This is a genomic window from Pseudomonas sp. RGM 3321, assembly GCF_022836805.1.
Classification (GTDB): Bacteria; Pseudomonadota; Gammaproteobacteria; order Pseudomonadales; family Pseudomonadaceae; genus Aquipseudomonas.
Genome location: NZ_JALHBH010000114.1, coordinates 179,861 through 193,678 on the forward strand (window position 1 = coordinate 179,861; position 13,818 = coordinate 193,678).

General features: G+C 60.1%; 12 protein-coding genes and 1 pseudogene. 9 read left to right on the plus strand and 4 right to left on the minus strand.

All coding sequences use genetic code 11. From position 1 onward, the window contains the following. Nucleotides 1–122: 122 nt before the first annotated feature. Nucleotides 123–1,742 carry a methyl-accepting chemotaxis protein gene (locus tag RGM3321_RS18170; protein ID WP_244394256.1) on the minus strand — a complete coding sequence of 540 codons (1,620 nt, stop codon included), beginning with the start codon at nucleotides 1,740–1,742 and terminating at the stop codon, nucleotides 123–125. 202 nt (nucleotides 1,743–1,944) lie between these two features. Then, nucleotides 1,945–2,784, minus strand: a complete 840-nt coding sequence (locus tag RGM3321_RS18175) for an IclR family transcriptional regulator (protein WP_244394239.1) — start codon at nucleotides 2,782–2,784, stop codon at nucleotides 1,945–1,947. Nucleotides 2,785–3,025: 241 nt separating this feature from the next. On the opposite strand from RGM3321_RS18175, the pseudogene RGM3321_RS18180 reads away from it, so the two are divergent. The 9 genes and pseudogenes from RGM3321_RS18180 to moaA all read left to right on the plus strand — a co-directional run bounded on the left by RGM3321_RS18180 (nucleotide 3,026) and on the right by moaA (nucleotide 12,419). Further along, nucleotides 3,026–4,053: pseudogene (locus RGM3321_RS18180) on the plus strand (ABC transporter ATP-binding protein). Beyond that, complete coding sequence (locus RGM3321_RS18185; RefSeq protein WP_244394240.1) at nucleotides 4,050–4,922, plus strand: ABC transporter permease; 873 nt, start codon at nucleotides 4,050–4,052, stop codon at nucleotides 4,920–4,922. The pseudogene RGM3321_RS18180 and the gene RGM3321_RS18185 overlap by 4 nt, the downstream one beginning before the upstream one ends. A 3-nt stretch (nucleotides 4,923–4,925) precedes the next feature. Next, the gene (locus tag RGM3321_RS18190; protein ID WP_244394241.1) at nucleotides 4,926–5,720 is read left to right on the plus strand and encodes an ABC transporter permease; all 795 of its coding nucleotides are present in this window, start codon (nucleotides 4,926–4,928) and stop codon (nucleotides 5,718–5,720) included. Nucleotides 5,721–5,737: 17 nt separating this feature from the next. Then, nucleotides 5,738–6,028, plus strand: a complete 291-nt coding sequence (locus RGM3321_RS18195; protein ID WP_244394242.1) for a (2Fe-2S)-binding protein — start codon at nucleotides 5,738–5,740, stop codon at nucleotides 6,026–6,028. Then, the gene (locus RGM3321_RS18200) at nucleotides 6,025–7,416 is read left to right on the plus strand and encodes an FAD/NAD(P)-binding oxidoreductase (protein WP_244394243.1); all 1,392 of its coding nucleotides are present in this window, start codon (nucleotides 6,025–6,027) and stop codon (nucleotides 7,414–7,416) included. The genes RGM3321_RS18195 and RGM3321_RS18200 overlap by 4 nt, the downstream gene beginning before the upstream one ends. Beyond that, nucleotides 7,413–8,597: an FAD-dependent oxidoreductase gene (locus tag RGM3321_RS18205; protein WP_244394244.1), complete on the plus strand. Its 1,185-nt coding sequence runs from the start codon at nucleotides 7,413–7,415 to the stop codon at nucleotides 8,595–8,597. Before RGM3321_RS18200 ends, RGM3321_RS18205 begins: the two co-directional genes overlap by 4 nt. After that, a complete protein-coding gene (locus RGM3321_RS18210; protein WP_244394245.1) occupies nucleotides 8,594–9,646 on the plus strand; it encodes an ABC transporter substrate-binding protein in 1,053 nt (350 codons plus the stop codon). Before RGM3321_RS18205 ends, RGM3321_RS18210 begins: the two co-directional genes overlap by 4 nt. A gap of 149 nt (nucleotides 9,647–9,795) precedes the next feature. Continuing rightward, nucleotides 9,796–11,142: a sodium:proton antiporter gene (locus RGM3321_RS18215; protein WP_244394246.1), complete on the plus strand. Its 1,347-nt coding sequence runs from the start codon at nucleotides 9,796–9,798 to the stop codon at nucleotides 11,140–11,142. 278 nt (nucleotides 11,143–11,420) lie between these two features. Then, nucleotides 11,421–12,419 carry a GTP 3',8-cyclase MoaA gene (gene moaA, locus RGM3321_RS18220; RefSeq protein WP_244394247.1) on the plus strand — a complete coding sequence of 333 codons (999 nt, stop codon included), beginning with the start codon at nucleotides 11,421–11,423 and terminating at the stop codon, nucleotides 12,417–12,419. Nucleotides 12,420–12,458: 39 nt separating this feature from the next. On the opposite strand, the gene RGM3321_RS18225 is transcribed toward moaA, so the two are convergent. Continuing rightward, nucleotides 12,459–12,992: a DUF3833 domain-containing protein gene (locus tag RGM3321_RS18225; protein ID WP_244394248.1), complete on the minus strand. Its 534-nt coding sequence runs from the start codon at nucleotides 12,990–12,992 to the stop codon at nucleotides 12,459–12,461. A gap of 29 nt (nucleotides 12,993–13,021) precedes the next feature. Beyond that, on the minus strand, nucleotides 13,022–13,540 hold the full coding sequence (locus RGM3321_RS18230) for a chalcone isomerase family protein (RefSeq protein WP_002553794.1): 519 nt from the start codon (nucleotides 13,538–13,540) through the stop codon (nucleotides 13,022–13,024). Between the last annotated feature and the right edge of the window lie 278 nt (nucleotides 13,541–13,818).

Below are 13,818 nucleotides of genomic sequence, written 5' to 3' on the forward strand. Positions count from 1 at the left end.
TTTAGTATTACTACCTCTTCAGGGTAAATCCCGTAACGCTTAACACTCTGTTTATACTGACAAATGACACCCGCAGTATTACATCTCTCCATGACCGGAGAGAGGTAACAACGTTAAGCGGATCACGCACTCAAGCGCGAGATCACATCGTTAAGGCCAGCTGAAAGGCCTTTCAGCTCATGGCTGGCGTTCTGGGTACGTTTGACGTTGTCCTGATTGGTCACCGCGATTGCGGTGATTTCAGTCAGGTTGCGCGAGATGTCCTCTGCTACAGAAGTCTGCTCTTCGGCAGCAGTCGCTATCTGCCGATTCATGTCGCGAATATTCTCGACTGCCACGGTAATGCGCTGCAGTGTCGCGCCGGCATGCGTAACCTGCTCGACACTCTCTTCGCTGCGCGCCTGACCGCCCTGAATGGCCTGCACCGCGTCGCTTGCGCCGGTCTGCACTGAATTAATAATCTGGTTGATCTCGGCCGTGGACACTGCGGTACGTTGTGCCAATGTCCGGACTTCGTCAGCCACCACGGCAAAACCGCGCCCGGCTTCACCTGCCCGTGCAGCCTCAATGGCGGCATTGAGCGCCAGTAGATTAGTCTGATCAGCGATCCCGCGAATCACCTCAAGCACCTTGCCGATACGACCGCTGTCTGTTTCCAGGCGCTGAATGACGTTGGCCGTCGAGGAAATCTCACTGCGCATCCGGGTGATGGTGGCGATGGTCGACTGCATGACTTTATCCCCGTCCTGCGCGCTTTGGTCAGCCTCATCCGCAGCACGTGCAGCATGTGCCGCATGCCGGGCAACTTCCTGAGCAGTAGCAGACATCTCGGTCATCGCGGTAGCGACCTGATCGGTACGCTCAAATTGCTCGTGAGTGCCCTGAGCCATCAATTCGGCAATGGCATTCAGCTCGCCGCCGGCAGTATCGAGGTCGGTGGTACTGCGCTTGAGGCGGCTGAAAGTATCTGCCAGGAAATCACGCAGCGTGTTCGCTGCGACGGCAAGACGGCCGAGTTCGTCCTGGCGCGTCACGTCAACGCGTGCAGCAAACTTACCTTCACTCAACTGGGCGACGTATTCGATAAGCATACGAATCGGCGCAACCAGATTGCGATTGACAATCCACAGGGCAAGCAGGCCTACCAGCAGCGCAGAAACGAGCATTACAACGGCACCAGTTAGGATCGTGCGGTCGGCTTGCTGACTGATTGCAACCGACTGGGCATCGCTGGACTTGTGCAGTTGATCAACCAGGCTGGCCATCTGCTCGCTCGTCGGACGGTCTACGCCTTTGACTGCGGCGTCGCCAGCAGAAGCATCGTTGCCCGCCGCGATGAATGCATCACGGCCAGTGCGATAGGCAGTGCCCAATGTGCGGTGCGCCTGCTGCAATGCCTGCACCTGGCTTTTCAACGATTGATCGGTGCCTTCCATTTCTGCAAGCAGGCCCAACGTACTTTGCACCTTGCGTTCCTGCTCTTCGAATTGCCCCCAGAATTTGTCGCGGTCTGCCGATGCCTTGCCGCGCAACAGAACGTTTTTCCACTCCTGGACCTGAACCTTGAATTGCAGGTTGGCCTCATCAACCAACTGCGAGGCACGGACCGGACCTTCAAGAAGACTGCGATAGGACTGCACATTACCGGACAGGAAGTTGAAACAGACCAGCGCAATTATCAGCACCAGTACAAGACTGCCGCCAAGCAAGCCAAGGATTTGGAGCCTCAGGGATTTCGACATCATGATGATCTCTGGAGAAAAGGGGGTCTGCGTCAGCACGCAGAATATGACGAGCCTCATCCCTTACGGCCGAGCCAGACAGCCCGGCACATGTGCTCTATGAGATCATCATCGGCTTGCGCCAATATTTCTTTAAAAGCAGCGACATTCGGTATAAATGTCAGAAATACGTCAAAAAAACGCCAAAAAGAGAGTGAAAGATCTAATCCGCCTGCCCGAATACCTGACTGGGCCGTCGCAGCGAAGGATCGAAGGGATTGATTCTGGCACTGATGGCCGTGGCTTCACGCCTGAGTAGCTCGACCACGGTCATCAGGCGGTCAGGCCCCAAGCGGTCGGAGATAGTCGCCACGCTGAGCGCCGCCACTGCACGGCCGCTGCGGTCCAGAATCGGCACAGCAAGCCCGGCCATGCCCGGTAACGCGCCGGTGTTGCGGCCGGCGTAGCCGAGGCGGCGCACGTTTTCGACCTCTGAACGCAGAAACACTTCGTCGTACAGGTGAAAATCCTTGAGCCGTGGCAGGTTGTAGGCAATCACCGTTTCCCGCTCGTCCTCGGGGAGAAACGCGAGAAGCGCCAGGCTGCCCTGCCCCACACCCAACGCAACGCGGCCACCGATGTCACCGGTGAACGTGCGAATCGGATACGGGCCTTCACTGCGGTCCAGACAGATCGCGTCAAAACCACTGCGTGCCAGCAGAAACAGTGAATCGCCCAGCGATGCAGACAGGCGTAACAGACTGGGGCGCACCACATCGCGCAGATTGCCGGTGTTACCCGCCTTGGCGGCCAGCGCAAAGAATTCGATGCTCAACCGATAGCGCTTGCTGAGCAGGTCCTGCTCGACCATGCCCTCATCCATCAGGCTGCGTAGCAAGCGGTGCGTGGTGGGTTGCGAGAGCCCGACACGTTGGGCGAGTTGCGTGACCCGCTCGCCGCCTTCGTCGCAATCGCCCAGGCAACGCAATACGGCGAACAGTCGCGACACAGCGCCTACGCCCACTTCAGCAGATGAAGCATTCCGATCAGTGGAATTATTCATTAATATATCTCGCTGTTTTTCCACTAAAAGAATTAATCCAAAGAAAGATGTTATTCAGTGAAATTCGTTGTTGAGCCCATCCTAGCCTTCGCCCTACTCTCAGTCCACAGGGGCGATTTGAACAATCATCGGTAGCCGACTCAGAGCGAGCACCAACGTCCACAGAACTGCATGACCTCATTTCGCATCTGCCCATGACAAACGCGTGTTTCGGCGCGCATGCACAAAGGTGGAAGCAGGCATGGCATTTCTGCAGCTCGAAGGTCTCTCCAAACGCTACGGCTCCATAGACGCTGTGGTCGCTACGAACCTGGCCGTCGACAAGGGCGAATTCGTTTCACTGCTCGGCCCTTCCGGCTGCGGCAAGACCACCACTCTGCAAATGATCGCTGGCTTCGTTGAAGTCAGTGACGGGCGCATCGTGCTCGACGGTCGCGACATCACCCACGCCAAACCCAGCAGTCGGGGTCTGGGCGTGGTATTTCAGAGCTATGCATTGTTTCCGCACATGACCGTGGCCAACAACGTTGCGTTTGGCCTGCGCATGCGCAAGGTGCCTGCTGCCGAGTTGCAACAGCGTGTCACCCGGGTGCTGGACTTGGTTCGTCTCGCTCAACATGCCGAGCGCTACCCGCGCGAGTTGTCTGGTGGGCAACGACAACGGGTCGCGCTGGCCAGAGCACTGGTGTCGAGCCGCCGGTGCTGCTTTTGGATGAACCGCTGTCCAACCTTGACGCCAACCTGCGCGAAGAGATGCAGTTCGAAATTCGCCGTATTCAGAACGAAGTCGGCATCACCACGCTGATGGTTACCCACGATCAGGCCGAAGCCCTGTCGATCAGTGATCGGGTAGTGGTCATGCAGGCCGGGCGTATAACGCAGATCGACGAGCCCTACGCGCTCTACGAACACCCGCGCACGCGCTTTATCTCGGGGTTTGTCGGCAAAGCCAATATGTTGAAGGGCGACCCGGACAGCAGCGGCAACCCGCAGATCCGTCTGCTGCCCGGCGATGGCACGCTGACACTCAGCCTGCGTCCAGAGAAAATTGATCTGGTGGACCCCGGCTGCGGACGGCTGTCGGGGCGTATTGTCACGCGTTACTTTCTCGGCAGCCAGTGGCTGTATCGCATTCAGACCGGCATCGGCGAAATAACCGTAGTGCGTCGCAACGACGGCCAAGCACCGCTGGAACAAGGTGCTGCGGTCGGCATGGATTGGCCAGCCGAATTGCTGCGCGTACTGGACGCCGACGAGGTACGCGCATGAGCCTGATGAGCGAAATGCGTCAGGGTGGCCGCGGTTATTGGCTGTCAGCCCCGGCACTGGCGTTGTATATCGGCTTGCTGGTGCTGCCGCTGGGCCTGACGCTGCTGCTGTCATTCAACGTGTTCGACTATCAGGTCGGGGTGAAAGGCGACAGCTACACGCTGGCCAACTATATGGCCGTTGTCACCGACTCGTATTTCTATGAAATCTTCCTGCGCACCTTCTGGATCAGTGCGCTGGTCACCCTGCTGTGCGTGCTGATCGGCGTCCCCGAAGCCTACATTCTCAGCCGTATGGGCACGCCGTGGCGCTCGATCTTCCTGATTCTGATCCTCACGCCGCTGCTGATTTCGGTAGTAGTGCGGGCTTTCGGCTGGAGCCTGCTGCTGGGAGCAGACGGCCTGATCAATCAGGCCATCCAGTTCATGGGCGGTCGACCGGTGAAACTGCTGTACACCCCGTTCGCCGTGATTATCGCGCTGGTCCACGTGATGTTGCCGTTCATGATCATTCCGGTCTGGACATCGTTGCAAAAGCTTGACCCCACCGCCGAACAGGCCGCGCTGTCGCTGGGTGCCAGTCAGGCGAAAGTCATGCGCCTGATCGTCCTGCCGCAGGTCATGCCGGGCGTGCTGTCCGGCTCGCTGATTGTTTTTGGCCTGGCCGCCAGTTCGTTTGCCATTCCCGGCCTGCTCGGTGGTCGACGTTTGAAGATGGTCGCCACGGTGATCTACGACCAGTACCTCTCGGAACTCAACTGGCCGATGGGCGCGACCCTGGCGGTAGCGCTGCTGCTGGTCAACCTGCTGGTCATGCTGTCCTGGAACCGCATGATCGAAGGCTGTTACAAAAAAACTCTGGGGGAATGATCCATGTCCAAGAACGGTCCTTTGGCCCTGTCGTTTCATGCGCTGGTAGTGATCTTCATGATGGCCCCGCTGGTGGTGGTGTGCCTGGTGGCGTTTACCCCGGAAAACACTCTGAGCCTGCCCACTACCGACTTCTCGCTGCGCTGGTTCAGGGCGGTGTTCGAACGCGCCGACTTTATCGACTCGTTCTACAACAGCCTGATTCTGGCGTTTGTATCCGCAACGCTGGCGACGTTGATAGCGGTGCCTGCTGCGTTGGCGATCACCCGGCATACATTTCCGGGCCGCAACCTTTTCAATGCGCTGTTTCTTTCGCCGATCATCATTCCGCACCTGGTGCTGGGGGTGGCGATGCTGCGCCTGTTTGCGCTGATGGGCGTAAACGGCAGCTTCACCTGGCTGATCTTCGCCCATGTGCTGGTCATCACGCCTTACGTACTGCGCCTGGTGCTGGCGGCGGCGATCGGTATCGACCGCAGCGCCGAACACGCCGCCGAGTCATTGGGCGCAAACCGTTTCACCCTGTTTCGGCAGATCACCCTGCCGATGATCCTGCCCGGCGTGGCAGGCGGCTGGTTGCTGGCGTTCATCAACAGTTTCGATGAAGTCACGCTGTCGATCTTCGTCACCTCGCCTGCTACCCAGACTCTGCCGGTGCGCATGTACGTTTACGCCACCGAATCCATCGACCCGATGATGGCCGCCGTGTCGGCACTGGTCATCGCCCTCACCGCCGCCACCATGATCCTGCTCGACCGGGTCTATGGGCTGGACCGGGTGCTGGTCGGCAAACATTGATCCGGAGCTTTCACGTTATGGCATTGTTGAAACGACTGGCTGAACATGACCGCCCCGTCCTGCCCTTCACCCTTGACGGCCAGCCAGCCAGCGGTCTGTTGGGTGACACCGTGCTGACCGCGGTATTGACCGCCAACGAGCACCTGCGCGGCAGTGACTTCAGTGCCGAACCGCGCGCCGGGTTCTGCATGATGGGCGCCTGCCAGGACTGCTGGGTAAGACTGGGCAACGGCCAGCGGGTGCGTGCCTGCTCGACGCTGCTGGAAGCTGGTCAGGCGATTATTCGCGAACCGGGGCGGCGGCCATGAGCAATGACCGCGTTGCCATTATCGGCGCCGGCCCAGCCGGGATTCGCGCTGCCCAAACGCTGCTGGCGCACGGTGTCAAAGCCTGCCTGATCGACGAAGGTCTGCGCGGCGGCGGGCAGATCTATCGTCGCCAGCCAGAGAATTTCCAGCGTTCGGCCAAGGCGCTTTACGGTTTTGAAAGCGGCAAGGCCGTTGCGCTGCATCAGGCACTCGACGCACTGACAACACAGATCGACTACCGGCCGCAGACGCTGGTGTGGAACGTCGAAGGCAATCAACTCGATACCCTGCAAAACGGAACCGTCGCAGCCCTGGACTTCACCAGACTGATTGTCGCCACAGGTGCCACCGACCGCATTCTGCCAGTGCCCGGCTGGACACTGCCCGGCGTGTATAGCCTGGGTGCAGCGCAGATCTCACTTAAATATCAGGGTTGTGCGATTGGCGAACGCGTGGTGTTTTGCGGCAGCGGCCCCTTGCTCTATCTGGTCGCCTATCAATATGCCAAGTCTGGCGCGAACGTGCTGGCGGTGCTCGACAGCGCGCCGTTTTCAGCCCAATGCAAGGCGCTGCCTGCGCTGCTTGGCCAACCGGCAACCCTAGCCAAGGGCCTGTATTACCGCGCATGGCTGAGCGCCCATGGCATTCCCGTGCACCTGGGCGCACACCTCACAAGCATCCACGGTGACAAACGCGTAGACGGCATTCACTGGCAACGCAACGGCCAATCAGGCCACCTGGCCTGCGACGCAGTAGCCTTTGCCCATGCGCTGCGCAGCGAGACACAACTGGCCGACCTGCTCGGCTGTGAATTCGGTTGGAGCCCGCTTAACCGAGCGTGGCTGCCCAGCCGCGATGACTGTGGGCGCAGCAGCGTGCCAAACGTGTATCTGGCAGGCGACGGTGCTGGGATCATGGGCGCAGATGCCGCGGAAATGGCCGGAGAACTGGCCGCGCTCGGGCTGTTGCAAGACAGCGGTGTCGCCGTCGACGCCGTGCGTATCAGTGACCTGCGAACCGCACTGCAACGCATCGAACGCTTTCGCCACGGGCTGGAAACCGCTTTCCCGTTCCCCGAAGACTGGGCCGCCAATGTAACGGATGACACTGTTGTCTGCCGCTGTGAAGAAGTCTCTGCGGGCGATATTCGCACCACCGTGCAGGACGGTCATTGGGAGATCAACCGGGTCAAGGCCATGTGCCGGGTTGGCATGGGGCGCTGTCAGGGCCGGATGTGCGGCCTGGCAGCCGCCGAGATCATCGCCCGCGAGAGCGGCCGACCACTTGAGCAGGTCGGCCGTCTACGCGGTCAGGCTCCGATCAAGCCACTGCCGTTCGGCCTGGAGATGCTGCCCGTGGACAAGCAACCAGCGGAGACACAACCATGAGCACGCTGATCGAAAGCGATGCGATTGTCATCGGCGGCGGCATTGTCGGCTCGTCGGCAGCCTTGGCGCTCGCACTGAAGGGCAAGCGGGTGGCCCTGCTGGAGCGCGACTTTTGCGGCTCGCACTCCAGCGGCGTCAACTATGGCGGTGTGCGCCGTCAAGGCAGGCCCTTGTCGCAACTGCCCTTGTCGCAACGGGCGCATCAAATCTGGAGCGGCCTGCGTGAACTGATCGGTATCGACGGCGAATACCAGCGCTCCGGCCACCTCAAACTGGCGCGCAGCGAGCGGGACATGGATGCGCTGCGCAGCTACGCCGAAGCCAGCCAGGGGTTCGGGCTGGATTTGCAACTGCTGGATCGAGAGCAACTGCGCGCCCGTTACCCTTGGGCGGGCGATGTCGCCGTCGGTGCATCGCTGTGCGCCGACGACGGGCACGCCAATCCGCGTCTGGTGTCGCCCGCCTTTGCCCGCGCAGCTCGCCGGGCGGGCGCTCAGGTATTCGAGCAGGCGCCGGTCAGCGAACTCAGTCACGACGGCAACGCCTTCATCGTCACGACCGCCAGCGGCCTGACACTACGAGCCCCCTGGCTGCTGAATTGCGCCGGAGCCTGGGCAGGAGCGCTGGCGGCACAATTCAACGAGCCGGTGCCGATGTATTCAGGGCATCCGGCGATGCTGGTGACAGAACCACTGCCGATGTTCATGGACGTCAGCACCGGTGTCGAAGGCGGCGGCATCTATGCCCGGCAGGTGGCACGCGGGAATTGCGTGCTGGGCGGCGGACAAGGCTTTGCCCTCGGCCCGGCACACGCCAGACCAGGACAGGCGGCAGTGCTCGACATCCTGCGCAACGCCGTCGAACTCTACCCGCAACTGGCCGGAGCCCAGGCCATTCGCACCTGGAGCGGCACCGAAGGCTACCTGCCTGATCGCGAACCGGTGCTGGGCCCGAGCCTCACAAGACCAGGCCTGCTGCACGGCTTCGGCTTTGCCGGGGCAGGCTTTCAGATCGGCCCGGCCGCGGGCGAAGCGCTGGCCGAATGGGTCTGCGACGGTGCCTCCACGATCTCGCTCGAGGCCTTTTCCATCGGCCGCTTCCGCCAGGCAGCTACCCAAGCCACAGAGATAGAACCCGCTACGAACGTCATCCCATTGTACAGAGGAAGGTCGTCCCTATGAAAAGCACCAAACGTCTCGCCCTCACCGGCCTGTCATGCCTGCCCCTGGCGGCCGCACTCCTGTCGTTGCCTGCCCAGGCCGAAACCACGCTGTACCTGGGCATGAACGGCGGAACCATGGAGCGCCTGTATGCCGACCAGGTGCTGCCCGCTTTCGAGAAGGCCAACAATGTCAAGGTGGTGATCGTGCCCGGCACCTCGGCCGACATCCTCGCCAAGGTGCAGGCGAGTAAAGACAACCCACAGATGCATGTCATCTTTCTTGATGACGGCATCATGTACCGGGCCATTTCCATGGGCCTGTGCGACACCCTGCAGCCCAGCGCAAGCCTGGCTGACCTGCCTGCCAAGGCGAAAATCAAGGAACAGGCAGCGGCCGTCAGCCTGGGTGTGACCGGACTGGCCTACAACACGCGAATGTTCAAGGAAAAGGGCTGGAGCGCGCCCACCTCGTGGATGGACCTGGCCGACAAACGTTTCAAGGACAAAGTGGTGTTCCAGTCACTGGCCTCCTCGACCTTCGGCCTGCATGGCTTTCTGATGTTCAACCGTATCCAGGGCGGCAGCGAGAAAGACGTCGAGCCAGGCTTCAAGGCCTGGCCGAAGACCATTGGACCGAACGTGCTGGAATACATCGCCAGTTCGGCAAAGATCTCGGAAATGGTACAGACCGACGAAGCCGCGCTGTTCCCGCTGACGCCAACGCAAGTGACCGCCTTGAAGATCAAGGGCGTGCCGGTTGAGTACGCCTCGCCCAAGGAAGGCGGCGTAGTGTTGAACGTGGCTGAATGTGCAATCGCCAATAACAACCAGCCAGAGCTGGCCCAGAAGCTGGCGGCCTACCTGCTGACACCGGAAGCACAGGCACCTGCGCTGGAGTTCGGCGATCAGATCCCGTCAAACCCGAAAACCCCGACCTCCGAGAAGACGCGCGCGCAGGTCGAGGCCATGGAGAAGTACCTGGAAACAGCGGTGACCATCGACTGGGATCAAGTCAACCGGATCCGCCCCGAGTGGAACGCACGCTGGAGCCGCAGTATCGAGCGCTAGCCGCAAGCGCCAAGGTCGAAAGGCCGTGCCATTTACAGGCAAGCACCGGCTGATCACCGCCCGGCAAATTATTTCAACTTATTACCGCACAAGAGAGTCCCACCGTCACGCCCTCTTCTTCGGGCGCATTTAACGGTGGTTCTTTCTTTATGAGTTTTATTGTCTGCATGGGCGTGCTTGGCGTGCTCTTGATGCTATTGGCGCTCACGTCCTCGTACCTGCGCTGGATGCCGGTCACTACGTCAGCGGTGTGCCTGGGATTTGGCTTTGGCATCGGGCCGATGGGCCTGGATATCGTCAATCTGGATTTCGAAAAATCCTACGAATGGCTGGAGCGCCTGACCGAGGTGGCGGTGCTGTTTTCCCTGTTCGGGACGGGCATCAAGTTGCGCCTGCCCCTGCGCGGCAAGGCCTGGCACTCTGCCTACTGGCTGGCCGGGCCGGTGATGCTGGCGACCATTGCTGGCGTGACGGTCGCGGGGCACTACATCATCGGCCTGGACTGGGGCGTGTCGTTGCTGCTCGGTGCCATGCTGTCGCCGACCGACCCTGTACTGGCCGGGATGGTCCAGGTGAATAACGCCCAGGACCAGGATCGCCTGCGGTTTGGTCTGTCTGGTGAGGCGGGGCTCAACGACGGAACCGCGTTTCCATTCGTGATCTTTGCCTTGCTGTACCTGAGTTCCGGGGGCGCAATGAGCGACTGGGTCCAGGGATGGCTGATCAAGGATTTGATCTGGGCGGTGCCGGCCGGTTTGTTGATCGGCTATGGCATGGGGCGCGGCGTTGGCCATCTGATGATCTTTCTGCGCATCAAGAACGCCGACAGCACCACATCACCCAATGATTTCCTGGCGCTGGCATTGATCGCCCTGGCCTACGTGGTCGCGCAAGGTGTGGGAGCCTTCGGTTTTCTTTCGGTCTTTGCCGCCGGATTCGGGCTGCGTCAGGCTGAAGTACGCGTTACGCGTTCGGAGCTGCCGTCGGAGCATGTCGCGCAACCGGTCCTGGGGCATATGACTGCTTCCCTCGAACAGGGCACAGTAGCGCAAGGCGAAGACATGAGCGACTCGCAACTGGCTGCCGGCGTGATGATGGGCGATATGCTCGCGTTCGGCAGCCTGGTGGAGCGCGCCATGGAAGTGTTGCTGATCACCTTGCTGGGCGCGGCGCTGGCGATGTACTGGGACTGGCGCGCGATTGGTCTGGGGCTGGCACTGTTTTGCGTGATTCGTCCCGCGGGCGTCTGGCTGCTGGTCAGCCGTCGCCTGCTCAACAGCAGGCAAAAAGCGCTGGTCGGCTGGTTCGGCATCCGCGGCATCGGCAGCCTTTATTACCTGTGCTTCGCCTTGTCACACGGGCTGGCACACGATGTCGGCCATGTCGTGATCGGCATGACCCTTTCGGTCGTAGCGCTGAGCATTCTGGTACACGGCATCAGCATCCAGCCTTTACTGGAACGCTACGAGCGCAGTGCCGCTGCCAACCCTGATTGACAGGCTCATTACGGCAAAGGGCCATAGAGGGGGTCGATGAGGGCATTGGAAGAAGCAATTGGACTGCGGCATTTCGACTCGGTAGCGTGGCGGCCACGTAGCAGGTGCATGGCCGCCAGTGCAAAGCTTGAGGCGTGCAGCTAATATGTGAGCAGGGTTGGGCACTTTGCCAGCCTGCGCCGAGGCCCGGACACTGCGCCCTGCAAAAGAGCTGAACCCCTGTAGCACGCTGGCCTCCAAACCTGGAATACAGCTCTCTCGATCATTTAGAAGGTGAAATGTCAGAACCCGTCCTGATGGACCGCTTTGCACGTAAAGTCGATTATTTGCGCATGTCGGTTACCGACCGGTGCGATTTCCGCTGCGTGTACTGCATGGCCGAAGAGATGACGTTCTTGCCTCGGCAACAGATTCTTTCGCTGGAGGAAATCCTTCAGGTAGCCGAGCGCTTCGTGGCGCTGGGAACACGCAAAATTCGCCTCACCGGTGGTGAGCCACTGGTACGCTCGGGTGTCGTGGGTCTGTGTGAAAAGATCGCGGCCCTGCCCGGCCTGCGTGAACTGTGCATGACCACCAACGGTTCACAACTGGACAAACTGGCCGCCCCGCTCTTCAAGGCAGGCGTCACCCGTCTGAACATCAGCCTGGACAGCCTCGACCCGCAACGTTTTCGCGAACTGACCCGCACGGGTGATCTGCACAAGGTCATTGCCGGTATCGACGCCGCCAATGCCGCCGGTTTTGTGCACACCAAGCTCAACTGCGTGGTAATGCATGGTCGCAATGATCACGAGATCAACGACCTGCTGGCGTTCGCCATCGATCGCAACCTGGATGTCTCGTTCATCGAAGAGATGCCGCTGGGCATCATCAGCGAGCACAGCCGTGCCGAGTCCTTCTACTCCAGCGATCAGGTTCGCGAGCGCATTGCCGAACGTTACACGCTGCTGCCTTCCACCGACTCGACCCAGGGGCCGTCGCGCTACTGGCGTCTGGCCGAGGCGCCAGGCATTCGCATCGGCTTCATCTCCCCGCACAGCCATAACTTCTGCGGCACCTGCAATCGCGTGCGTCTGACGGTCGAAGGTCGCTTGCTGCTGTGCCTGGGCAACGAACATTCCGTGGACTTGAAAGCGGTACTGCGCGCCAATCCCGGTCAGCCGGAAAAGCTCGAAAAAGCCATCATCGACGCCATGCAAATCAAGCCGTGGAGCCACAACTTCACCCACGACGATGGCGTGCAGGTGGTGCGCTTCATGAACATGACGGGCGGCTGACAGCCGCCCTGAAGGATAACGCCTCATACGAGTCGTTATTTATTTGCCGGCCTTGCGAAAGAACAAGGTGATCTGCCCGACTTCGACACCCAGCTTGGTCATTGACGAACGATTGGCCATGGTCTGCTTGTCGATCAGGTACATCCAGTCATCCAGGCTGACGTCATACTCGGTGCCGTCCACCGGCAACCTGAGCACATAGTTCCAGTGGAAGCTGTTGCCTGACACTTCGCCATAGGCCTCGCCAACCACGTCACCTGCCGTGCCCTTCCAGCGCCCCGGACCATCGGGACGCAAGCGCCACTCCCGGACCTGTTTGGTGCCATCGCTGTAGCTGAAGGCCTCGTGCATGACCAGCACTTCGCCTTCACTGTGGCCGTCGATCACCACGGTAAAGCGCTTGGTGACTTCGCCGGAGCGCTTCTGGAACATCCCCCACGCTTCGACACGCCCGGTGAAGTATTTGCGCAGATCCAGCTTGGGCGTTTCCTGGCTGTAATGGGCCACCGGCACACCACCACAGCCGCTCAGCACCAGGCCTGCACACAGCATCAATATCCATTTTCTCAGCATGCTCCCTCCTTTATGGGGCACTTGATGGGTTATGAGCCGGTACTGCCGAGCAACTGCTCACGCAGCTCGGGGTTACGGGTTTTCGGGTCAAGCCAGATGGAAAAGAAAGCCTTGGCGAACTCACTGTCGGGCACGACATGCTGGAGTTTGTCGCCGACATAGAAACGCGCTTCGCGTCCGGGCAGGTAAACCCCGGTAATCTTCATGCCCGGCTTAACATCGACAAATGACTGGTTCATTTGCTGACGCCATTGCGCCAGTTGCTGATCGTTCACCTTCGACCCGGAAATACGCTTGATCTCATCGATACTGGCATCGACCAGATCTTCGCGGTCAATATCGCGATGGTAAGTCAGCTCAAGAGCCAGCGGCGCACTCGCTACAAAGGGCTTGGCGGGACTAAGCAACCTGGCCGTGTAGACACGAAAGCCGAACAGGCTGAGATCACCGCCACCGACGACCTGGGCATTGGGCAATGCCTCCCGCCAATCCGCCGAAGCGCCAGCGCTGAGCAACATCACCAACCATAGCCATCGTGGCGCACGCATCGGCAACCTCTGTGTAGGTCAGGTGCAGGCGCTGCCATGAAAGCATCGGCAGGCCGGGAATGAGAGAAGCCAGATAACTGACTCATGGCCGGAATCTATACCAGCAAAAACACTTTGTACAACCAATAAGGCAATTACCCTTTCGGGCGCTGTGTCTAGTCCTGAAATAGGTTTACACCTGTTTCACGCTCAAAACGCCCGATGCACCGCATCGGGCGTTTTGTATTTCAGGGATAAGTGTGGCCGCTCCCTATTGTAGATCTGCACCGATTCATCCA